Annotated in this window: 23 protein-coding genes, 1 tRNA gene and 1 pseudogene; 15 read left to right on the top strand and 10 right to left on the bottom strand. The window is 56.9% G+C overall.

Annotated elements, in window-relative coordinates:
• Positions 1-97 precede the first annotated feature (97 nt).
• Together BGO89_08365 and BGO89_08360 are read left to right on the top strand one after the other, a co-directional pair.
• Positions 98-1483, top strand: coding sequence for a hypothetical protein (locus BGO89_08365; GenBank protein OJX59994.1), 1386 nt, complete (start codon positions 98-100; stop codon positions 1481-1483).
• A gap of 4 nt (positions 1484-1487) precedes the next feature.
• A complete protein-coding gene (locus BGO89_08360; protein ID OJX59993.1) occupies positions 1488-2219 on the top strand; it encodes a hypothetical protein in 732 nt (243 codons plus the stop codon).
• On the opposite strand, the gene BGO89_08355 is transcribed toward BGO89_08360, so the two are convergent.
• Positions 2220-3107, bottom strand: a complete 888-nt coding sequence (locus BGO89_08355) for a hypothetical protein (GenBank protein OJX59992.1) — start codon at positions 3105-3107, stop codon at positions 2220-2222. It abuts the gene before it with no gap.
• Between the two features lie 45 nt (positions 3108-3152).
• On the opposite strand from BGO89_08355, the gene BGO89_08350 reads away from it, so the two are divergent.
• From BGO89_08350 to BGO89_08335, 4 genes are all read left to right on the top strand, one after another.
• Positions 3153-4826 carry a hypothetical protein gene (locus BGO89_08350; protein ID OJX59991.1) on the top strand — a complete coding sequence of 558 codons (1674 nt, stop codon included), beginning with the start codon at positions 3153-3155 and terminating at the stop codon, positions 4824-4826.
• A 110-nt stretch (positions 4827-4936) separates the two neighbouring features.
• The gene (locus tag BGO89_08345) at positions 4937-6946 is read left to right on the top strand and encodes a hypothetical protein (GenBank protein OJX59990.1); all 2010 of its coding nucleotides are present in this window, start codon (positions 4937-4939) and stop codon (positions 6944-6946) included.
• Between the two features lie 28 nt (positions 6947-6974).
• On the top strand, positions 6975-8039 hold the full coding sequence (locus BGO89_08340; GenBank protein OJX59989.1) for a hypothetical protein: 1065 nt from the start codon (positions 6975-6977) through the stop codon (positions 8037-8039).
• Positions 8040-8057: 18 nt separating this feature from the next.
• Positions 8058-8603, top strand: coding sequence for a dTDP-4-dehydrorhamnose 3,5-epimerase (locus tag BGO89_08335; protein ID OJX59988.1), 546 nt, complete (start codon positions 8058-8060; stop codon positions 8601-8603).
• 15 nt (positions 8604-8618) lie between these two features.
• Here the strand turns inward: BGO89_08335 and BGO89_08330 are convergent, their stop codons facing one another.
• The 7 genes from BGO89_08330 to BGO89_08300 all read right to left on the bottom strand — a co-directional run bounded on the left by BGO89_08330 (position 8619) and on the right by BGO89_08300 (position 14150).
• Complete coding sequence (locus tag BGO89_08330) at positions 8619-9389, bottom strand: hypothetical protein (GenBank protein OJX59987.1); 771 nt, start codon at positions 9387-9389, stop codon at positions 8619-8621.
• A complete protein-coding gene (locus BGO89_08325; protein ID OJX59986.1) occupies positions 9390-9785 on the bottom strand; it encodes a hypothetical protein in 396 nt (131 codons plus the stop codon).
• Positions 9786-10124: 339 nt separating this feature from the next.
• Positions 10125-11534 carry a hypothetical protein gene (locus BGO89_08320; protein ID OJX60045.1) on the bottom strand — a complete coding sequence of 470 codons (1410 nt, stop codon included), beginning with the start codon at positions 11532-11534 and terminating at the stop codon, positions 10125-10127.
• Positions 11535-11556: 22 nt separating this feature from the next.
• A complete protein-coding gene (locus BGO89_08315) occupies positions 11557-12834 on the bottom strand; it encodes a phosphopyruvate hydratase (GenBank protein OJX59985.1) in 1278 nt (425 codons plus the stop codon).
• Between the two features lie 7 nt (positions 12835-12841).
• On the bottom strand, positions 12842-13147 hold the full coding sequence (locus tag BGO89_08310; GenBank protein OJX59984.1) for a hypothetical protein: 306 nt from the start codon (positions 13145-13147) through the stop codon (positions 12842-12844).
• Between the two features lie 3 nt (positions 13148-13150).
• Positions 13151-13474 (bottom strand): thioredoxin, encoded by a 324-nt coding sequence (locus BGO89_08305; GenBank protein ID OJX59983.1) that lies wholly within the window; start codon positions 13472-13474, stop codon positions 13151-13153.
• Positions 13475-13517: 43 nt separating this feature from the next.
• A complete protein-coding gene (locus BGO89_08300; protein OJX59982.1) occupies positions 13518-14150 on the bottom strand; it encodes a dephospho-CoA kinase in 633 nt (210 codons plus the stop codon).
• Between the two features lie 52 nt (positions 14151-14202).
• On the opposite strand from BGO89_08300, the gene BGO89_08295 reads away from it, so the two are divergent.
• From BGO89_08295 to BGO89_08285, 3 genes are all read left to right on the top strand, one after another.
• A tRNA-Glu gene (locus BGO89_08295) sits at positions 14203-14277 on the top strand.
• Between the two features lie 176 nt (positions 14278-14453).
• The gene (locus BGO89_08290) at positions 14454-14861 is read left to right on the top strand and encodes a hypothetical protein (GenBank protein OJX59981.1); all 408 of its coding nucleotides are present in this window, start codon (positions 14454-14456) and stop codon (positions 14859-14861) included.
• Positions 14862-15032: 171 nt separating this feature from the next.
• A complete protein-coding gene (locus BGO89_08285; GenBank protein OJX59980.1) occupies positions 15033-15311 on the top strand; it encodes a hypothetical protein in 279 nt (92 codons plus the stop codon).
• A gap of 65 nt (positions 15312-15376) precedes the next feature.
• On the opposite strand, the pseudogene BGO89_08280 reads toward BGO89_08285, so the two are convergent.
• Positions 15377-15703: pseudogene (locus BGO89_08280) on the bottom strand (hypothetical protein).
• 950 nt (positions 15704-16653) lie between these two features.
• Here BGO89_08280 and BGO89_08275 point away from each other — a divergent pair.
• The 6 genes from BGO89_08275 (at position 16654) to BGO89_08250 (ending at position 20766) form a co-directional block, all read left to right on the top strand.
• Positions 16654-16878, top strand: coding sequence for a hypothetical protein (locus BGO89_08275; GenBank protein OJX59979.1), 225 nt, complete (start codon positions 16654-16656; stop codon positions 16876-16878).
• 107 nt (positions 16879-16985) lie between these two features.
• A complete protein-coding gene (locus tag BGO89_08270) occupies positions 16986-17297 on the top strand; it encodes a hypothetical protein (protein ID OJX59978.1) in 312 nt (103 codons plus the stop codon).
• Positions 17298-17472: 175 nt separating this feature from the next.
• A complete protein-coding gene (locus tag BGO89_08265) occupies positions 17473-18141 on the top strand; it encodes a hypothetical protein (protein OJX59977.1) in 669 nt (222 codons plus the stop codon).
• An 86-nt stretch (positions 18142-18227) separates the two neighbouring features.
• Positions 18228-18518: a hypothetical protein gene (locus BGO89_08260; GenBank protein OJX59976.1), complete on the top strand. Its 291-nt coding sequence runs from the start codon at positions 18228-18230 to the stop codon at positions 18516-18518.
• Positions 18519-18565: 47 nt separating this feature from the next.
• Positions 18566-19387 carry a hypothetical protein gene (locus tag BGO89_08255; protein OJX59975.1) on the top strand — a complete coding sequence of 274 codons (822 nt, stop codon included), beginning with the start codon at positions 18566-18568 and terminating at the stop codon, positions 19385-19387.
• A 902-nt stretch (positions 19388-20289) separates the two neighbouring features.
• Positions 20290-20766 carry a hypothetical protein gene (locus tag BGO89_08250; GenBank protein OJX59974.1) on the top strand — a complete coding sequence of 159 codons (477 nt, stop codon included), beginning with the start codon at positions 20290-20292 and terminating at the stop codon, positions 20764-20766.
• Positions 20767-21086: 320 nt separating this feature from the next.
• On the opposite strand, the gene BGO89_08245 is transcribed toward BGO89_08250, so the two are convergent.
• On the bottom strand, positions 21087-21746 hold the full coding sequence (locus tag BGO89_08245; GenBank protein ID OJX59973.1) for a hypothetical protein: 660 nt from the start codon (positions 21744-21746) through the stop codon (positions 21087-21089).
• Position 21747 lies beyond the last annotated feature (1 nt).

The following is a 21747-nucleotide window of genomic DNA, read 5'->3' as shown; positions in this document are numbered from 1 at the left end:
CGATTCCATGCGGCCGCTCTGATGCCATGTATATTTGCGCCGGTCATCGACCGGCGTTGTTATTTCATGGCGGTGTTACGGGAACAGAGGGATCATCATGAAACGGACGAAGAGGACATTAGGGGGCGCGATCGGCGTACTCGCCATCCTTGCATCGGGCTGTGCCACCTATCAGGAACCGCCGGCCACGGCCGACGCAACGCCACCACCCGGATATGCTCCCGTCTTCGTACGGAACGTGGCGCCGATGCCCCAGAAAAAGACGCAATCCATGGCCATTTCGCCGGGCCGCGTCGACATCGGCGACGCCGGCAAGGTCCGCATGTACATGCATATCGTGGACTCCACGGGAACCTACTTCCAGGGCGCGTCACAGGGAGCCTTCAAGAACATGTGGTGCAGGATCACCGAAACCGTCGGCGATACGAAACGCGACGTGAAGAAGTTCACCGTCCGCGAAGTGTCGGAACGTGATCACGAACCGATCGCCGTGGCCCTCGTCACCGACCATAGCGGATCGATGGGCGACGCCAGAGCGAGATCCGTGCAGGAGGCCGCAGCGGCGTTCCTCGACAGGAAGGCCGCCGAAGACGGCATCAGTCTCGTCCGCTATGACCACCGTATCCAGGTCGAGGCACCGCTCTCGAAGGATGGCACGGCACTGAAGGGACTGCTCGCGAAGAACGGCCTGGAAGGATTCGGGGGAGGCACCGCCATCCATTCGGGCGTCGCCGGAGCCATCGACCACCTCAACGCCTCCGCGAACGGATATGTACGCAAGGCCGTCATCGTCTTCACGGACGGCCAGGAGAATTCGTCGAAGATCACACGCGACTCCCTCATCCGCTATGCCAGGAACAGCCATGTGGCCGTCTGCGCCGTCGACTTCGGCGAAGGTATCAACGAAGGCTACATGGAAGGTATCGCCCGCGCCACCGGTGGGTCCTACCATCACATCTACCGGACATCGGAATTCGAACCGATGTTCGAGGATGTCTACCGTCGTCTGAAGAACGCCTACGTCGTCGAGTACACACCACAGGAATATGGCCTGCATACCGTCAAGATGTCGTTCTGCTTCCCGAAAGACAGCCTGGCGACGGAGTTCGCCTACGACAACACACCGGACGTCGGATCCATCACACTGCTGAACGTCTTCTTCGACTTCAACAAGTCGACGCTCACCAAGGAGTCGAAGGCTGCCATCGACAACGTCGTCACCATGCTGAAGGCATTCCCAACGATGACGATCGAGGTGAGAGGTCACACGGACAACATGAACCGTACGTCGGACAGCACCTACAACGCAACGTTGTCCGAACGCAGGGCCCAGGCCGTACGTGAAGCCATCGTGCGTGCCGGCGTCGACGGCAAACGCGTCAGTGCGAAAGGCTTCGGCGACGCCGTACCTATCGCATCGAACGACACGGACGAAGGCCGTGCCCTCAATCGCCGCACCGAATTCATCATCCTCACGAAGTGATGTCATGGAAGAACAATTCCTCGTCTTCGACCTCGAAACCGTCGGCCTTCCGCTCGATCACTTCGACGATGCGCAACAGGAATACCTGTTGCGGAATACCGTGACGGACGAGGAACGTGAAAAGAAGATCGGCGAGTTCGCCCTATCACCGATGACGGGACGCATCGTCTGCATCGGCATGCAGCTCATGAAGGCCTCCGGCGACGAATGGAACGGTCGTTCCGTAGCCTACATGGTCGACGATTCCATGACGGACGAAGACGGTGTCCGCACGGACACGCTCCCGTCCGGTGCGGCCTGCCACTACAGCTCCGAGCGCGTCATGATCGAGAACTTCTGGAAGCTCCTCACGCAGTACAAGGGCATCACCCTCGTCTCGTTCAACGGCCGCGGCTTCGACGCCCCCTGGCTCATGCTGCGAAGCGCCGTCCTCGGCATACGCCCAGCCCGCAATCTCATGGACGGTACGCGTTTCAGCTACAGTGCCCATATCGATCTGCTCGACCGCCTCACCTACTTCAACGGTCAGGCCAGCGGCGCCACCCGGCGTTTCAACTTCGATTTCTTCGCCAAGTCCTTCGGCATCGTCTCGCCGAAGGCCGAAGGTGTGGACGGCTCCATGGTGAGTGATCTCTTCGCGCAACGACGCCTCACCGAGATTGCCGACTACTGCCTGCGCGACGTCCGTGCCACATGGGAGCTCTATCTCAAGTGGAACAGCCTGCTGCGCTTCTGATCACACGTCGGGCGGACGGTGCTGCGTGCGCTTGATGTAGACGAATTGCCCGATCTCGGCCGAGATGAGAAAGACGAGCGAAAGATAGTAGAGCCAGAGCGCCAGCGAGGCGAAGGCCACGTACCCACCGTAGAACCTGCTGAAGTTCGTGGCCGTATTCATGTACCAGGAGAAGAAGGCACGGGCCACTTCCCACAGGACGAAGGCGGACAGCGTACTGATCAGGATGATGGGCCAGGGAAGCTTCTTGTTGGGCATGAATCTGTATAGCACGAAGAACAGCAGGATGGCCGTGGCCATGCTGATGATCTGGGCCGTGATACCGGAGACGACACCACTGAGGCTGTCGGGCAGCATGCTCGTACCGTAGTTTCCGATCAGGGACACGAGCGGTGTCACGAGCGTCGTCACCATGACGAGGATGGCCGTGATGATCGTCAGCAGCATGTCCTTCAGCCTGTAGAGCACGAAGAACTTCGGCGTCGGGATGTGGAAGATCGCATTCAGTCCCGTACGCATGGAACTGAACAACGCCGAGGCCGTCCACAGCAGAGCCACACCGGCAATCCAGCCGGCGATCGTACTATAGCTGAATACCGTGCCGAGTTCGAGCAACACGGCCGAGATCGCATCCGTGGTCTTGACGTTGGGCATGATGCCGACCAGGAAGTTCCGTACGGATTCCTTCGTGGCCTGCTCGTCGATGAAGCCGCTGATGATGGAGATCACGAGCAGGACGAGCGGGATCAGACACAGCAACTGATTGTAGGCGATACCGCTTGCCAGCAGAAAGATGTGCCGGCGGTCCGTGATCTCGCCGAACTCGTAGATGGTGCTCCACGCCTCGTGCAGCCAGGCGCGGATCCGTGGTGGTATTGGATTGGTCACAGGCACAAAGATAGCAGTCGACTGCCTGCGGCGTAGTTTTGCGGGATGATGATGTACGTTCGTGTCGTGTCGAACATAGTTCTCCTGTCGCTGTCATTGTTCCTGACGGCATGTGCCGTACGTATCGCTCCGTCCGGTGGTCCACAGGACAAGACGCCGCCGTCGGTCGATACGACGTCTCCACCCCAGCGCACGCGCAACTTCACGGGCGACGGCATCACCATCCGCTTCTCGACCTACGTCCAGCCAACCGTCCGCAATGCCATTTCGGTACAGCCGACGGCAACCTTCAACTCGTCCTATTCGGGCGATGAAGTCGACGTGACCTTCACGGAACCGCTGACGCCGAACACGACCTATACGGTCACGATCGGTTCGGACTATACCGATACCCGTGGCAACAAACCCGCGGAAGCATATTCCCTCGTCTTCTCCACCGGCAGCAGTATCGATACCGGTACGGTTTCGGGATCCGTCACGGCAACGTCGATGGACAACATCACGATCTTCTGCTATCAGGGTGCGGATACGCTGACGTCGGCCTTCACTCCGCGCAACCGGCAGCCGAAGTATCGCCTGCCGGTCGGGACGTCTGGGGCCTTCACCGTCAATGGTCTCGCCGACGGAACCTATCGCGTCATGGCGGTACGCGACGTCAATCGCAATGGCCTGCTCGATCCCAACGAAGAGTTCGGCATGGCACGCGCGGACGTCACCGTGCGCGACGGACGCAGCACGCCTATCGCTGTCCGGATGGGACCTCCGATCGACGTCCTCCGTCCCTACATCACGCGGGTACGCGCACTGTCGTCGCGCCGGCTCCTTGTACAGTTCAGTGAACCGGTCGTTCCCGCGCAGGATGCCATGTCGATCGGCGTCACCGATACGCTCGATCACACGACTCCGGTCATGGCGATGGTACAGGCACCGGGTGCGAAGGACCGCTTCGTCGTTCTGACGACGGAATCGATGATTCCCGGCAACCACAAGGTCCACTTCGATACGACGACCGTCCGCGATACGACGGGCAATGCGTTGTCCGATACGACGCTGTCCCACGACGTGAACGTGCCTGCACTCGACGACACGACCTCCCTTCGACTGATCGCCGTTTCCGTCAGGGACAGTGCGCGCAACATCACGTCATCGACGCCATTCGAAATCGAATTCAGCGACTTCGTCAACCGTACGACGGTTTCCGTACGTGGTACGATAACGGGAGGAACGGATACCGTTCCGTTGTCCGCCGAGTGGAAGAACGACCGTACGCTCGTCCTGAAGATGAGCCAATCGCTCAAGGCATCGTCACAGTACGATGCGCGGATCTCGTTATCGGGATTGCAGTCGCTGACGGGCGTCGGCATGCCGGATACGACCATCGTCCGCACCTTCAGGACGTCCGACCGGACCGACCCGGGAACGGTGAATGGAACCTTCAGGGATACATCTTTGGTCGGTGGGCCGTATCTTCTACGGTTCATCGACGACCGCGGCGCAGTCGTCCGGACCCTCGAGGTCCGTAGTGGAGAGACATGGGTGGCCGACAGTCTCCCGGCCGGGACATATTCACTGGACGTGATCATCGATACGAACCGTAATGGGCGGTTCGATCATGGGACTTCCGATCCATACACTCCATCGGAGCGCTGGATCCGGTTGCCTGCTACCGTTCTGGTACGGCAACGCTGGACCCTCGATGGTATCCATCTCGTCATCTAACCATCTGCCCTTTCGATCGTGAAGCGGCAGATGCCGCTTTTTTGTTGATCGATCGAGGTTTGGTCATGACAGTTCGTCGTTTTCTTTCCGTCTGCTGCATCCTGTTCGGCATGCAGCAACTTCAGGCACAACAGGACTTCACCGTACGCCGGGTTTCCGACAGTCTCCGCGTCGTATGGGAAGTGACGTGGGGACCGGACAATCATCTCTGGGCTTCCGAGCGCAAGGGCTACATCAGCCGCATCGACCCCGAAACGGGCGAACGTCAGGAACTCCTCGACGTTCACGAACGGATGCACCAGATCATGGAAGGCGGCCTGCTCGGCCTGGCCCTCCATCCCGACTTCCCCGATTCTCCCTATGTCTTCACGGGTTATATCGCCAACGGTCCCGAAGGCTCGATCTACAAGGCCTACTTCCGCTATACGTACGATGGCACGGCCCTCGTCGACCCTGTCGAGATATTCCGTCAGGAGGAAGGATGGGCCTGGCATCAGGGCGGACGCATGAAGATCGGCCCCGATCGCAAGCTCTACATCACCAACGGCGAACTGCCCCATACCGAACTCGTCCAGGATCCCTCGTCCATCTACGGCAAGACGCTGCGCATGAATCTCGATGGTTCGATTCCCGACGACAATCCGTATCCGGGCTCGTACATGTGGACGATGGGACACCGCAACCAGCAAGGCCTCGTCTTCCTTCCCGACGGCACCTTGCTCAGCGCCGAACACGGACCGGACACCGATGACGAAGTGAACATCCTCGTCAAGGGACGCAATTACGGCTGGCCCGACGTCGTCGGTCCGGCGGATACGGATGACGAGAAGGCCTACAGGGCCGAACACGACACACGGGAACCGTTCTGGACGACCGGGCCTTCCACCCTCGCCCTGTCCGGCATGAGTTACTATTCCGACGGGCCCTATACGGCGTTGGGGAACTCGCTGCTCGTGACGAGTCTCAAGGCCATGTCGATGACGCAACTCAAGCTGAACGCAACGCACGATTCCATCGTGAACGTGAAGCACTGGTTCCCCATTCGTTACGGCCGCCTGCGCGACGTCTGCGTCACACCATCGGGACGCATCTTCATCGCGACGAGCAATCGCGATGGCGGACCCGTTCCCGAAGAGATCCGTCCCTACGATGACTGCATCTACGAGCTGATTCCCGTTGCGGACGATGCGAAGCCCGAACTGACCATCGACGACGACACGACCGTCGTGCGATGCCTCGTCGGTGATGCCTACATCTTCCGTACCTACATCCGCAACACGGGCGACGCCCCTCTCAACATCACGAGTGCCTACACCTACTACTTCGGTGAAAGCTTCAACGGCGTGTCCTCGCGCATTCCATTCTCCATCGAACCCGGCCGCAGCTTCTATGTCGAGACGCAGTACCGTCCGTCGAAAGAAGGTCCCATCGACGACATCCTGCACATCGAGATCGGCCACGCATCCATCGGTGCCGTCAAACATCCGCTGCGCGGACTCACCGTCAGCGGCAAGCTCGTTCCCGATCACGACGCCGTCGTCTTCCCGACGTTCGACGGCAGCATGGTCGATGCATCCGTCACCTTCACGAACGTCGGCAACGATACGATCACGCTCCAGGGCGTCATGATCGGCGGTGACGGTGCGGAAAGCTTCCGCGTCCAGCATGTCGATCCCGTCACGGTTGCCGTCGGTGAGAAGGTCACGGTTCCCGTCGAATTCTATCCGTACGAAGCGGGCACGAACCTGGAGACGATCGTCGCCGAGCTCACGCCGATCACGACGTCGTACTTCACACCGGTCGTCGTGCTTCAGGGAACGTCGCTGATTACGTCCGTCGCGGATGCGGACGGGACCTTCGCGCCCGAACTGGCCATCGCACCCAATCCATCCACGAGTCGTACATCCATCATGCTTCGAGGATGGACCGGAGACGTCGAGCTTTCCGTTACGGATATGTTCGGCCGTATCGTCTGGTCTTCAATAGTCCAGTCGGCGTCGATGCCGCATATCATGACATGGAACGGAACGTCGGATGGCCCGACCGTAACGGCTGGAACATATATTGTCACGGCACGAGCCGGACATCGCGTCGCCTCGCGCCTTCTGATCCGCGAATGACATGTTCGACTTCCATACGTAGCAGCCCGTGATCATCATCGATGCGAACATCCCTCTTCTGGCCGACCTGCTGTCGCCTTACGACGACGTCCGCATCGTCGAGGGAAGACATCTGCGTCGTGACGACATCATCGACTGCGATGCCGATACCCTGCTCGTGCGGTCGACGACGAAGGTCGGCCGCACGTTGCTCGACGGCACGAATGTCGGCTTCATAGCCACGGCCACGGCCGGCATGGATCACATGGATCTTTCCTGGCTCTCGACGCATTCCATCGCCGTCGCGAGCGCGCCCGGCAGCAATGCGGCGGCCGTCGCCGAATACGTCGTCGCGGCGATGCTGGAATGGTCGACGTTGCTGGAAGGCAGGACGATCGGCATCGTCGGATGCGGCAATGTCGGCCGCAGGATCGTGGACCATGCCCGTGCTCTCGGCATGGACGTCGTGGTGAACGATCCTCCCTTGCGTGATGCCGGTATCGCGATGCCCGCACCGCACATGGAACTCGACGAGCTGTTGACCATCGTCGACGTATTGACCGTCCATACACCGCTCGTCGTCGACGTCCCTTATCCGACCGCCGGACTCATCGATGCCGCACGATTGCGCAAGCTTCGTGACGAGGCGCTGGTCATCAACGCGGCACGAGGCGGCATCATCGACGAGGCGGCACTACTCGACGACGTCCTGCGTACGCGGAGGGCCCTCGTGCTCGACGTCTTCGCGAACGAGCCGTCGATCGACACCGCATTGCTTCCCCATACGCTCGTCGCTACGCCCCACGTGGCGGGACATACGCTGAACGGCAAGTACAACGGTGCGCGCATGATCGGCGAAGCATGGTTGCGCTGGAAGGATCTGCCCACCGACATCTTCCTCGAAGCGGTGGATGCCGTCATCCCCAAGCCGTCGGTCATCGTGGACACCGATACGGAAGCCCTGCGCGACCATCTTCGCGTCAACCGTCCGCTCGTCGAGGACACGGCCCGCTTCGTACACGGTATGATCGCCGATCCGTCGGCAGCGACGTTCGACCGCTTGCGCAACACGTATCCGCAACGTGCGGAAACGCTCGTCTCCATCAATCCGTAATCGCAATCCCTGCATATCATGGCATTCACCATCGTCTCCACGCATCTCGACGGTATCGTCGTCCTGCAACCGCAGCGTCACGACGACAACCGCGGATGGTTCATCGAATCGTTCCGTGAAGATCAGCTACGGGACCTCGGCATCGCAACGGACTTCGTCCAGGACAACCATTCGCACAGTCGCCGCGACGTCATCAGGGGCCTGCACTACACCGTCGGTCAGCCCATGGGCAAGCTCCTGCGCGTCGTACGTGGAGCCATCCAGCTCGTCGAGCTCGATGTCCGCTCGTCATCGCCGACGTTCGGCAAACATGTGACGCTCGACGTCAACGAAGAGAACCAGCACATCGTGTGGATTCCACCGGGCTTCGCCAATGGCTTCTGCATCGTCTCGGATGCGGCGGACGTACTCTATCGCTGCACGCATGTGTACAATCCCGTCAACGAACGTTGCATCAACGCTCTGGACCCCGTTCTCGCCATTCCGTGGAAGGCAGCGACTCCCATTCTGAGTGGGAAGGACGAAGCGGCGCCGGGCTTGAAGGATGCCGTGGATGTGTTGTAACCAGGGAGCCTTAGACTACGACATCTCGCGTTGCAGGTAGTCCTTGATGCGATCGCGATTACCTTCCAGAGATGAAAACTGTTTACCACATACGTCTGAGAAGCGGGCGAGGCGGTCACGTGATATCGTCGATTGCTGCTCGAATATTCCAACTCCTTCGAACGCCGTTCCCCAGGACTCATGTTTCAGCATCACGATGGTAGCGTCCTGAACCGTACTATCACTTTGTATCGGGAAGACCCAGAGAGGGTTACGCACAGTTTCGATCGCATACGGTACCCGATATCTCGCTTCACTATCATACTTCTTGTCTATCCAGTCTTTTACCAGCCCGGTACCGACTACTTCCCGCAGGAAATTGTCCACGTCCTCCAGAAATGTACTTCTGACACGGTCACGTGACAGCATAGATACATCGGACACCTTGACGATTGCCTGGATGAAGGAATATAGGGCATTGCCAAAATCGTCATCCTCTACGTCCTTGACAAGTACGCCACGCTTGTTCTTCACGTCGAACGGCGACAGCGTACCACTGATGATCTCGGCCCTATTCCCTTTCTGGAGCATGGCTTCATCGATTCTGTACGACAGATGCATCAAGGTATGCCCTTCGTCGCTGAAGTACCAGCGGTTCTGGTCCTTATGCAAGGCTATCACGAAGCTGTCTCCATCATCGAACCTGAATGGCGTGAACACCAGCCATCTCGAACCTTCTCGATGGAGGACGACTTCCCTGCTGATGGAAGCTCTCAATTCGGATTCTATGCTGGCATCCTCGTTCATTCACTCCTTCTCCGGAAACAATGGCATTGCAGGCCCTTCATAATAGAACCCGCAATCCGACAGCAGGCAATCTACTGCTTCGGCGATTGTCGTGTACCGGTCAGTAGGTTCCGCGAAACCGTCTGGATTGCATCCGCGTTCGAAATATCGCCTTGTAGCGGTATGTATATGATAGTCATAGAACTTGTCCTGCTCTATCTGATTCCGATGCTCATGTGATCTACCGTTATAGCGACGCAGTATGACATCTTTTCCTGCGATACTGACGACCAGAATCACCGAGAAATCGAAAACATTCTCCGCATTCTGCCGAAGCTTGACACAATAGGTATTTCCATCATCCCCTTCGACGGTTCGGGACGATCTCCTGTGCGCCATGTTCGGCACGGCATTCATACGGAGGATATGCAAAGGAAGTCTCCGTCTATCTTTTTCCCGATATAGAGCATGCGTTCTATCTCGTCATCGGTCAGCATTTGCACTCCTGCAACACAGGCATAGTATACTACTGTCATCATTCCATCTGCACATCATCCGGCATAATACTATTCCCTATCGTATTTCGGCTCCAAAGTACTACAGATCTTTATAAAATCACGCTCTTCATTCATGTACCAGTCTCAACCGCTCATCCTCCTGCATACCGGAAGCACACACATCGCCCTGCTTTTCTACGACGAAGGCGCCACCCCTTCCGGGACGACGCCTTCCGTGATTCGTCGATATGTCCGCTCGTCACTTGAGCTTCAGGGCTTCCTCGATCAGTTCGTTCACCGTCGCGATCGACGCGGCTTCGCTGTAGAAGCGGATGAGCGGCTCCGTGCCCGACGCGCGGATCAGCAGCCACGCTCCACCTTCCACATAGAACTTGTAGCCGTCGCGCGTATCCACCTTCAGCACGTTGTAGCGACCGATCTTCAGGGGCTGCTTGGCGCATGCTCCGAGGATGGCCTTCTTCTGCGATTCCGTGACGTGGACGTCGCGACGACGGTAGCGGTGCGGACCGAATTCCTCGTCGAGTTCCTCGCACAGCTCGTGCAGCGTCTTGCCACGCTTCGCGATCATCTCCAGCAGCAACAGACCGTTGAAGATGCCGTCGCGCTCGGGAATGTGGAGCGACGTTCCGAGACCACCGCTTTCCTCACCGCCGATGAGGATCTTCTCCTCCGCCATCAGCTTGGCCACGTACTTGAACCCGATGGGCGTTTCGTAGACCTTGATGCCGTGCTTCTCGCAGTAGGCGCTGACCATCGACGTCAGCGATACCGTCTTGACCACGGCGCCACGACGCTTCTTGTCCTCGTACAGATACTTCATGAGCAGCATGAAGATCCTGTGCGGGTCGACGAAGGCACCCGTATGATCCACGGCACCCAGACGATCGGCGTCGCCATCGGTAGCGAGACCCACGTCGAATTTCTTCTTCTTTACGGCGTCCATCAGCGGACGCAGGCATTCGGCGATGGGCTCGGGATGATCCACTTCGCCGAAGGACGGATTGTACTCGCCGTGGATTTCGGCCACACCCGGAAGGATGCGATGCATGAAGTCGATACCGGCGCCGTGCATGGGATCGTAGAGGACCTTGATACCGCTCTTCACGATGAGATCGAGGTCGATCTTCTTGCGCAGATAGCGGATGTAGGATTCCTTCGCATCGAACGGACGTATCAGGCGCTGGTCGATGTAGTCGTCGTACGACGTCGACGAAGCCTTCGGAGCCTTGCCCTTCAGGGCCGCCAGTTGCGATTCGATCAGGGCGATCTGCTCCGGAACGGCCGGGCCCCCGAAGCTCGCCTTCACCTTGAAGCCGTTGTAGATGGGCGGATTGTGACTTGCCGTGATCACCACGCCGAGCTGTGCGCCCTTCTGCTTCGTATGGAACGACACCTGCGGCGTACTCGAGAACGTCTCCGTCAGGTGCACGGTGATGCCATAGGAAGCCAGGATGCAGGCCGTATGCGAAGCGAATTCCTTCGAGAGGAATCGCGTGTCGTATCCGATGACGACGGCAGGACTCTTCGCCTTGAGCGTCTTGACGTATCGTGCGGTGGCATGGGCCACCAGCGTGAGATTGTCGAACGTATAGTCGCGGGCGATGACGCCACGCCATCCGTCAGTGCCGAAGACGATGTTGTTGCTCATGTTGTCCGTATGCTGTTGATCGTTAGGCGATGGTCTGATCTGCGGCATACTCGGCATCTTCGCCGAGCATTTCCTCGATGCGGAGCAGCTGGTTGTACTTTGCCACCCGGTCACTGCGGCACGGTGCTCCCGTCTTGATCTGACCGGAGGATACCGCCACGGCGATGTCGGCGATGGTCGCATCTTCCGTTTCACCAGAGCGGTGCGAGATCACGGCACTGTAGCCATAGCGGTGGGCCAGGGATACGGCATCCAGCGTTTCGCTGAGTGTGCCGATCTGGTTGACCTTGATGAGGATGGAGTTGGCCACGCCTTCGGAAATCCCCTTGGAGAGGAAGTCGACGTTCGTGACGAACAGATCGTCACCGACGAGCTGGACGTGATCGCCGACGGCATCGGTAAGGCCCTTCCATCCGTCCCAGTCGTTCTCGCCCATACCGTCCTCGATGGAAACGATGGGATAGCGTTCGCAGAGCGACGTATACCACGAGATCATCTCCTCGCGGGACTTCTTTTCCTTCGTCGACTTGTACATCACGTAGCCGTCGTCCTTCCACATCTCGCTCGCAGCCACGTCGAGGGCGAGCACGATGTCGTCGCCCGGCGTATAGCCTGCGGCGGCGATGGCTTCCATGATGACGTCCAGGGCCTGTTCGTTGGATGCCAGTGACGGTGCGAAGCCGCCTTCGTCGCCGATTGCCGTGGACAGTCCCTTCTTCTTGAGCACGGACTTCAGCGTATGGTACACTTCCGTGCCCATGCGCAGTCCGTCGGAGAAGGTATCCGCCCCGAGCGGCATGATCATGAATTCCTGGATGTCGACGTTGTTGTCGGCATGACGTCCGCCGTTCAGGATGTTCATCATCGGCGTGGGCAGCATCGTCGCATTCACGCCACCGAGGTAGCGGAAGAGCGGCAGGCCGTGATATTCGGCTGCGGCCTTGGCGACGGCCAGCGAAACGCCGAGGATGGCGTTGGCGCCCAGGCGTGCCTTGTTGGCCGTACCGTCGAGGTCGCACAGGATGCGATCGATCTGGCGCTGGTCCGTTGCGTCCATGCCCAGCAGGGCATCGGCGATTTCCGTATCGATGTGTTCCACGGCACGGAGTACGCCCTTGCCGTGATAACGTGCTTCGTCGGCGTCGCGCAGTTCGACGGCTTCGTGTTCACCCGTGCTGGCGCCGGAGGGCACCGCGGCTCGGCCCATCGAACCGTCGTCGAGAACGACATCGACTTCAAGGGTAGGATTACCGCGCGAGTCCAGAATCTCGCGGGCCGTGATATCATGGATTGCTGACATGGGCAGATTAGGCGATGGTAGAAAAGGCGAGTGCGTCGATCTGTTTGGCCAGGCGGATGTCGAGAATCGTCAGTCCCCCCTGGTCATGCGTCGAGAGCGTGACGCGCACCTTGTTCCAGCCGTAGATCAGCAGATCGGGATGATGGTCTGCCTTCTCTGCGAGCAGTGCGATGGCGTTCACGACACCGACGGCGGCCGCGAAGTCGGAGGCGGCTATCTCCCGAACGATTGTGGCGCCATCGCGGCGCCACAACGGAATGTCCTTGATATGTTCGGCCAGTTCGTCTTCGGTGAGAAGAGAAGGGCGTGCCATGGCTCAGTTCACCTGGGCGTTGAGGCGGTCCGTGATATAGCTCTTCGGCACCGCGCCAACGATCGTGTCCACGACCTTGCCACCCTTGAAGATCAGCAGGGCGGGGATCGAACGGATACCGTACTGCAGCGCGACGCGCGGATTGTTGTCCACGTCGACCTTGGCGATGCGGGCACGACCATCGTACTCACCGGCGAGCTCGTCGATGATGGGTGCGATGGCACGGCACGGGCCGCACCAGGCTGCCCAGAAGTCCACGAGGACGACGGCGCCTGACTCGATTTCCGGTTGGAAACTTTCATCCGTGAGATGGAGCGGGGAAGGCATAACAGAATGACCTTTGAATGAAGGATGAGACGTGAGTGCAAAACTATGAAACTTGTCCGTCGCCTGCCGAAGCTCCTGCTTCGATCCTCGCCGCCACGGCGTTCGTGGACTCGGTCAGGGCTTCCAGGCCGGCATCGTTGCGTATGACGAAGTTCGCCCTGGAACGTTGTTCGGCCATCGGCATCTGGGCTGCGATCCGTGCAAGGACCTGTTCGCGGGTCAGCTTGTTACGCTCCATCACCCGCCGGATCCGCACGTCGTCGTCGGCATCCACCACGACCACGACGTCGACCTCCCGGTCGAGTCCGGCGTCGAACAGCAGTGCCGACTCGATGGCCATGACGGGCGTTCCCATGGCGCGATGTTCGGCCATCCGGGTCCGGTGTTCCTCCCGCACGCGGGGGTGGACGATGGCGTTCAGGGCCGCCAGACGTCGGCGGGCCTCCGGATCGTCTCCGAACACCAGAGCGGCGATCGCCGTGCGATCGGGCGTTCCGTCGTGCATGGCTGAGGGCCCGAACAGCTCCACCAGTTCGCGGTGAACGTCGGCGTCGTTCTCCATGATGGTTGTGGCCGTGTCGTCGGACGCATAGACCGGCCATCCCCGTTGACGCAGGATCTGCGCCACGGTGGACTTGCCCGTTCCTATTCCGCCGGTGATTCCTACGGTTGTCATCCTGCAAATTTGGCAATAACGGCCCAGACCCCTATATTTGTGATCCGTTTTTGCACCGTTCGTCTAGGGGTTAGGACACCGCCCTTTCAAGGCGGTAACACGGGTTCAATTCCCGTACGGTGTACAAAGGCTTCTCAACCATGTTGGGAAGCCTTTTGTCATTTTGGGCGATAGCCTGTGGACATCGCACAGGCAGCGGGATTGAAGGGAAAGTCTCCTTGGGTTTTTGGGCGATAGACAGTCTTACAGGGAACTGGAGGACCACCACTGGTGCCACCACTTTCCAACCCAACAGGAGACGTAATGTCTTACTCTCAAACGATCGGCATAGGACGCGATGCTCTGCACGTATCCTTCCTCTACAAGGTGGCCTCGGCCAAGGCAACCAAAGGCACCTTCATCTGTACGGTGATCTGCGAACGGTGGATCGGTCCGGCAAACCCTAAGGGAAGAACCCGGAAGTCCACGGGTATTTCCGTGCCGAGGAAATTCATCCTCAAGGATGGGAAGTTATCGGAGAAGGCCCCCAACGTGAACGAAATACGAAAGAACATCGACGCCGTGTTCACCCGGATTCGGAGGGTCTATGAAGAGCACATGCGTCATCGCTCGTACCACGAAGATTTCCTGAGGAAATCCAAAATCGAGGATGGCGGTACTGCATCAGCCACGATGTACTTGGAAGTCTTGCCCGAAGCTCTTCTCGTATGACAGGAAACTCAGTATACAGACCGTGGTGATCATGACCACACGATGGATGGATGTGCTTGCCATTGCCGAGACCATTGATTATTGGTACTAGTCTGCCTCCAGCAGACGTGAAAGAATCCATTTACTTCTATAGGAGTAATTGCTGCCCCCTTGCTCGGATAGCTTGGTCGTATGGCTAGACCGCTCAAGGAATTAGTGATACACAAGGGACAAAAGGCCAGTACTGCACAAGCACTTGGGCTACTGATCCGTGAACGGAGACTTGAATTGGGTCTCTCACAGGAGGCCGTGTCGGACGAGGGGTTGGAGCAGGCGTATGTCTCGAAACTCGAAAGGGGCGAGTCCGAGATCAGCCTGAACTCGTTCCTGCTACTGGCACCCAAACTCCAGCTCACACCAGTGGAACTGCTCCAGCGGTTCTTGAGCACCTTGGGACGGCACGGGAAGTAGCCTCATCCTTCCGTTGATAAGCCAATACTTATCACGGACAAGCTCAATCCCTGATACCATAACGTCTAGTTGTTCTGTCCAACTCGGTTCTGAATATGCTTCACCGTTGCCAGTAACTCCTCACGGAACTGCTCGGGTTTGTCCATATCGTACAGAATTCCACGTCGATGGGCTTTGTCGAAGAAGATTGAGCCTGCACTGCGGTTTTGCATTAGGATCAGCTCTTTGCCTTTGGCATCAGCATATCCGATTTCATAGAACACGTTCTTGTTTGCCGTGGACGAATCTGCGATTATGATTGCTGACTCCTCGATTAGCTGGAGCACAGTGTCGCTGATTACGTCGTTATCATGCACAGAATCAGCACGTTGGACAATGAGGCCCATTTCCTGCGTTAGAAAATCTCTAACGTTGACGGTGTAGAACTCTTGTAGAGGACCCTCTTCGAAGGGCATGACCATGAAGATATGGCGGCTGTTAATCTTCTTGGGTGAGTCAATGCGTTTCCAGTACCACAGGAGCGGTTCACCAGCCCGTGGCTGAATCTGTAAGAGACGATGAACGGTCACTTGGTCGAATGTCACGTAGACAGGCTTGCCCTCGGCGTAGTCGATAAAGTAGGTGTAGGACTGCCGATAGACCTCATGATGAAACTTCGCCGTGCCTGCTCTACCACGGCTCTCCACGTGTCCCAGATAGCCCACAATAATGTCCTCGCCCATGTGTTCTATGGGCTGGAAGTACGTACTCGGGTTGTAGTTGAGAGGACGGCGGTCATCAACCAACCTGTTCTTTTCACTTTCATCCAACGTCCACGCAGGGATACAACCTTCAGGGACACGGATTCCGTTTACCAGCACATCATTCGGATTACTACTCACCTTATCTACTCCTTGGTAGTTATCTACAACGTTACTAACATCAAGGGATTCGGTAGACCATAACACATACTCTCCCCTACATCAGTTGCTCGTGTGGAAAACATTCTATTGCTCAGAGTCATAGGGCTCAGTACTTTCGTATCACGTTCTTTGAATGACTTGCCTGATTCGGATCGGATGACAATGACCACCGCTGGAGATACCATCTTCGGCTCCACTCCTCGTGTGTGGATTCATGGCGCATGCAGTATGTGATGCCGCATGTCTTCGTCGTACCGTGTACGATGCCGCTTGGCACCGCAACGCTACGACGATGCTCGTACACCCCCTGTAGATAGCTCCGGAAGTGTGAGAGGTCCTAGAGCGGACTATGTCGAAACTGTCACCCCGACCGGGAATGAACACCCCCCGCCCGCAAGTGCGGGCGTGGCAGTTTCTTCCATATTCAGAAAGGAGATGTTATGAAACATCTCTCCCGCCTCAGCAATGAGGCCAAGTCGCTCATGCGGAACAGGTCCGCTCTTTTTGATCACGACGCACGATGGCGTCTTCAAGAAATCATCGAGGAGCTTGAAGGGATGTTCGATCCCGATGCGGGTTTCAGTGATGGAATGAAGACAGAAGCCAAGTGGCTTTGGATATTGATTCGCGACTTCCAGTTGGAATTCCTTCTTGATCGCGAGTAACGGTACTGGAAAATTCCAGTGGCCTCAGGTATTCCAAGACCAATCCCAGCGTGTTGAATGATCAGCCTCTCTACTACTTCTCCCATTGAATCTTTGCGCATCTCCGTATGGACGTTGGCAGCACAATGAAAAAACTCCGTGAGCTCCACGGTCTGTCGCAGACCGAGCTTGCACGACGACTGGAGATCACCCAATCCCACCTTTCTCTTGTGGAGAAGGGAGATCGGACGCTTCACCAAAGTGTTCTTGAAAGGGCAAGTGTTGTATTTGGAATGCCATTGAGTGTATTCGTTTTCCTCTCAATGACCGAAGATGAAGTAGCCCCAGAGAAACGAGAGTACTTCCGACAAACCCAACCGCAGATCAATGCCTTCCTCAGAGAAATCTTCCCGCTTAAGACCGAGACTAATCGGGAATAAGCAATACCTTCTTCGACAGATTGGTTTCACTCAATCGTGGGAAGACTTTGTTCGGTACTGTGACAATGCCAATCGGAATGTTGACGGCAAGTTCTACGCTTTTGATTCTGTACCGAAGCCAAACAACCATAATGAGTCTCGTGGAATCGAGAAACCACGCCACAGACTCAAACAATTGCAGGAGAAGCTTTACGAGTTCCTGAAGTCACGTATTGAATTTCCCACATGTGTTCACGGAAGTGTGAAGGGAAGAAGCTACATCTCGAATGCTCGCCAGCATCTACGCAGCGAATTCTTCTTCCTTGTGGATATTGAGAAGTTCTTCCCGTCTGTTACCATGAGCATGGTGTACTCGGCACTCAAGACCCTCACTACACCTGAAATTGCTGAGGTTCTGACCAGACTAGTCACCATCGAGAATAGAGTGCCTACCGGTTCCCCAATCAGTTCTTTCATCGCAAACGTCTCCTTGCGAGAACTCGACGTACAGTTGATGGCCATATGCCAAGAACGCGGTCTAGTGTATTCCCGTTACGTTGATGATCTCACGATCTCTGCACAATGGGATTTCCGTCATACCGATGTTTCCAAAAGAGTGCTGGCCATACTCCACACCACTGGTTTCAGGCACAAGAAGGAGAAGACCCACTTCTCTAAAGGAAGAACTGAGATTACAGGTGTTGTGGTTGCCAGATGTCGGCTCCGCCCAACAGCTAAAGCACTGAAGAACTTGCAAGAAGCCAAGGGGAAACAAGCAAACGAGCCCCGGCTCAGAGGTCTACGACAACACATTAGGAATATCAACAAGGTCAACGAAGAACGGTTTTCAACACGTCAACTCTGATGTTCGGATTGATGCTATGTGATGTTCCCCCGGTTTGGTTGACAGTGTAGAGGTCTCGAACTTCCAACAAAGGAAGGAGATCAACGATGGGAAGTCCCAAAGGAGAACGGTACGACGAGGCATTCAAGCGAGAAGCGGTACGTTTAGTCGTCGAAGAGAAGCAACCCTACACGCGTGTGGCACGAGACCTTGGCATAGCCGAAGAAACGCTTCGGCGCTGGATACTGGATGCAGGCCAAAGGACGGTGGATGAGACAGAGAAGACGGATAAGCAACGGATACGCGAGCTGGAGCGTGCGCTGAAACGCGCGGAAATGGAGCGTGACATCCTAAAGGAGGCCGTCGGTCTGGCTTCCTTCTCGCAACGCCCGAAATGAAGTGCCGTTTTGTCGATGAACGTCGGGCGAAGTGGCCTCTGAAGCTCATGTGCAGTGCTCTGGGTATCAGCCGCCAGGCCTATCACGCGTGGAAGTCCCGTAGGCCATCGGAGCGGCATCTTCGGCACGAGCGCCTGAGGTTGCACATCCGTCAAATGCACGAAGCGAGCAACGGTAGCTACGGCAGTCCGCGCCTGACGCATGCCCTGCGCCGTGAGGGCGAGGTTATCAGCCGCAAGACCGTAGAACGAATCATGCAGGTAGCTGGTATCCGTGCCAACGTGAAGCGTCGATTCCGCCCTACGACGGATTCATCGAAAACCTTGGTTCCGGCGGCCAACCTCCTGCAGCGATCATTCGATGTCCATCGCCCTGACAAGGTCTGGGTGAGTGACTTCACGGAACTGCCGTGCCGCAATGGCAAGGCCTATGCCGTGGCTATCATGGATCTGTGCTCCCGACGTATCCTGGGCATGGTCGTCTCGCATTCGATGCAGACCCGGACACTGCTCAAAGCCTTCGACGATGCCTGCCGTGTACGCCGACGTCTACCGCCGGAGCCGATCATCTTCCATTCCGACCGTGGTAGTCAGTACAATGCAGATCTGTTCCGGACTGAACTTGCCAAGCGGAACTTCATCCAGAGCATGAGCAACAAAGGAAATTGCTACGACAACGCAACGATGGAATCATTCTGGGCACGGATGAAGACCGAGCTCGGACGTCCACTGCTCTTCGACGACCTCAGAGACGCACGATCGACTGTCTATCGCTGGACGCACCTGTTCTACAACAGACAACGCATCCATTCTTCGATCAACAACATGACACCTGTCCAATTCGAACAACAACTATTTTCGCAAATCTAGAGTTCTCATACCCTGACAAGCCTAACGGGGGAAGATCAGGCATATACCTCAAGATCATATCGGCCATATCCAAGTCGAAATTCGCAGCAAGACTCATGAACCTGAAAATGATGATACGCGGCTACTCCCGTTTCTCCAACAAATAACCCACTGCCTTGTACCAGCATGTCGGTTTCATACCCCCATGACGTAAACTTCTGACAGACACCTTTCAGTGAAAGACATACATGTAAACTTTCTACATGTCGGCCTCGTTTGGAGGTTGAAAATAGCAGGGTTCTTAGGAAAATCTTCGGAGGCGCACTCTGCAACGTCCTGTTTATTGGATCAGGGGCAAATATGACCACCGTCGGCTGGGTCATTCTCACGGCACCCTTCCGTAAGAGTGCGAACCAAGCCGTTGTCGCTGCGATGAGTAGGGATAGGATTGAAACGCCAAGGCTAATGAAGGCAAGATCAGGCATGACATTCTCCATAATGAGTATCACGATGCTGCCACGACCATCCGATCGCATTCAACACATATTCCTATTCCGGATCAACCCGGAATCCCTGCTTTGGGCGCCCTCTTGGTACACCGAGATCGAGAACCCAGTATTCATGCTAGCCCGGAGCGAAGATGTGACACTCATACGGTGTACGAAGCCTCCTCAGCTTAGCTGGGAAGGCTTTTGTGTTTTTATCCGCGATTACCGTTCACGCGGATTTCGTGCACGGCCCTCTTCGGATCGCCTTCGGTCTCTTGCAAGGATAGCGCCTTACTGTGGTCGGCGTCCCACGGGGAGATTGACACAGTACTCCTCGTGCATGCTCTATTGATAACTTCGCGCTTGGTACGTGTACTTGCATCACCGCATGCAACACAACCATCCTCTTGTCATGCAATGTTATCAGGTGAGAGTATGCAGCTCCGTGATCTGATCGGCAGGGAAATACAGGATATTCTCTTCACGGAGGAGACGTACGATAAATCCGAATATATCGCCCTCATGACGGCTGACTGCTATATGGTCCTTGATGAGGGCCTGGTGATCGGCTTCCCTTTATCCATCAGCGGGGACACGGTCTGGATCAGAGAGCTGGATCCCTCTGCCCGAAGCTACTTCCCGCCGATGAAGAAGATGTGGTGGCAGCGCAGAGGGCAGGTTTCGGCGGCCTCCGACATCAAGGGTCGAAGGATCACGAGTATCGTAGGGTATACGAGTGAGGATGTGGGTGAAGACGAACCGGACCGGACATTCTTCGAGCTCGACAGCGGAGTCCTCATTACCCACGTGCCGATGCGGCCTGTCGGCATACACGTCGGCTTGTACGTTCATGCGTCGATCCGGGAAGTGGAGGTGCAGTATGGCAAGGACTGGATACGTATTTCCGGATAGGATGGAAGGCATCGACGACGAACGTACTCGCACCGGAGCTGGAATGTTCGCTCATGGTTTACCCAGGGTGAACAGCGGTGGCATATCGATGACGGTTGCCGATGTACCTACCATACCATCGGGCAGAACGTAGCAGCCTGATAGTGTATCGTTCGTACCTCCAGTGATATGGAATCCGATCGTATGCCCACAGCTCGGATCGGGATATCCACTGGTATTCATCAACATGAACGAATCGATGCAACGCTGGTATGACCTCGGACACGATCGTGCGTCAGTACCCTTTCACGAATCAGTATTTGACTTGTCCGATTCATCCCCTACCTCCCCCTCGGCCTGGTCGTACCAGGATCGTCTCGTCGTTGCACGTCGATCGGGGCGTTGGCAGCACGATAGACGGATATGCCCGTAAAGCCCCAGCCGGCCCCTTTCAACCCGGTGATCGTGATCGATGAGACGCCCGCTGCGTTCAACCGGATATCCTGATACGAATAGTTGGCCTCGGATGGTGTGTTGGCGCCGACGAGGAGTCCGTTCGCGAACAATACTCCATCTGGTCCGGGCGATGTGCCACAGACGACCTTGGCCTTATACGACGCCGATGCCATCGTCAACGGATAGGATGCGCCGTTGACGCTCACGGATGCCGTGTCGTCGGTATTCATCCCCCAGACCCTGAACGACGGGTTGGCTTCGGGTCGTGTGAACATAATGGTTACGGAGCAGCCGTTGCCCGTCATCCAGTAGGCAGGATCCACAGGTTTGCATCCGTAGCTCTTGAACGCGCCACCCGCAAGCTCGAAGGCCACGGTGTCGTTCCCTTGCACCGTCGCAGGAATGTAATACCAGTCAGTACGGGTGGATTGCCCTTCGCCCCCTTCACCGCTCACCCGCTGATCATTACCGTTCGTCTGCGCATTCGTCGCTGCGGTAGCCACGGCGAAGAGGATCGGCAACACCAACGCAAGTCCTCTGTTCATC

Origin of the sequence: Candidatus Kapaibacterium thiocyanatum, assembly GCA_001899175.1 — a bacterium.
Lineage (GTDB): Bacteria > Bacteroidota > Ignavibacteria > Kapaibacteriales > Kapaibacteriaceae > Kapaibacterium > Kapaibacterium thiocyanatum.
Note: the sequence above shows the minus strand (reverse complement) of the source record. Positions and strands in the feature narration are given on the sequence as shown.

Coding starts and splice junctions, on each gene's coding strand:
- BGO89_08365 (OJX59994.1), top strand. CDS start 98: ATGAAACGGACGAAGAGGACATTAGGGGGCGCGATCGGCGTACTCGCC.
- BGO89_08360 (OJX59993.1), top strand. CDS start 1,488: ATGGAAGAACAATTCCTCGTCTTCGACCTCGAAACCGTCGGCCTTCCG.
- BGO89_08350 (OJX59991.1), top strand. CDS start 3,153: ATGATGATGTACGTTCGTGTCGTGTCGAACATAGTTCTCCTGTCGCTG.
- BGO89_08345 (OJX59990.1), top strand. CDS start 4,937: ATGCAGCAACTTCAGGCACAACAGGACTTCACCGTACGCCGGGTTTCC.
- BGO89_08335 (OJX59988.1), top strand. CDS start 8,058: ATGGCATTCACCATCGTCTCCACGCATCTCGACGGTATCGTCGTCCTG.
- BGO89_08330 (OJX59987.1), bottom strand. CDS start 9,389: ATGAACGAGGATGCCAGCATAGAATCCGAATTGAGAGCTTCCATCAGC.
- BGO89_08325 (OJX59986.1), bottom strand. CDS start 9,785: ATGAATGCCGTGCCGAACATGGCGCACAGGAGATCGTCCCGAACCGTC.
- BGO89_08320 (OJX60045.1), bottom strand. CDS start 11,534: ATGAGCAACAACATCGTCTTCGGCACTGACGGATGGCGTGGCGTCATC.
- BGO89_08315 (OJX59985.1), bottom strand. CDS start 12,834: ATGTCAGCAATCCATGATATCACGGCCCGCGAGATTCTGGACTCGCGC.
- BGO89_08310 (OJX59984.1), bottom strand. CDS start 13,147: ATGGCACGCCCTTCTCTTCTCACCGAAGACGAACTGGCCGAACATATC.
- BGO89_08305 (OJX59983.1), bottom strand. CDS start 13,474: ATGCCTTCCCCGCTCCATCTCACGGATGAAAGTTTCCAACCGGAAATC.
- BGO89_08300 (OJX59982.1), bottom strand. CDS start 14,150: ATGACAACCGTAGGAATCACCGGCGGAATAGGAACGGGCAAGTCCACC.
- BGO89_08290 (OJX59981.1), top strand. CDS start 14,454: ATGTCTTACTCTCAAACGATCGGCATAGGACGCGATGCTCTGCACGTA.
- BGO89_08285 (OJX59980.1), top strand. CDS start 15,033: ATGGCTAGACCGCTCAAGGAATTAGTGATACACAAGGGACAAAAGGCC.
- BGO89_08275 (OJX59979.1), top strand. CDS start 16,654: ATGAAACATCTCTCCCGCCTCAGCAATGAGGCCAAGTCGCTCATGCGG.
- BGO89_08270 (OJX59978.1), top strand. CDS start 16,986: ATGGACGTTGGCAGCACAATGAAAAAACTCCGTGAGCTCCACGGTCTG.
- BGO89_08260 (OJX59976.1), top strand. CDS start 18,228: ATGGGAAGTCCCAAAGGAGAACGGTACGACGAGGCATTCAAGCGAGAA.
- BGO89_08255 (OJX59975.1), top strand. CDS start 18,566: ATGTGCAGTGCTCTGGGTATCAGCCGCCAGGCCTATCACGCGTGGAAG.
- BGO89_08250 (OJX59974.1), top strand. CDS start 20,290: ATGCAGCTCCGTGATCTGATCGGCAGGGAAATACAGGATATTCTCTTC.
- BGO89_08245 (OJX59973.1), bottom strand. CDS start 21,746: ATGAACAGAGGACTTGCGTTGGTGTTGCCGATCCTCTTCGCCGTGGCT.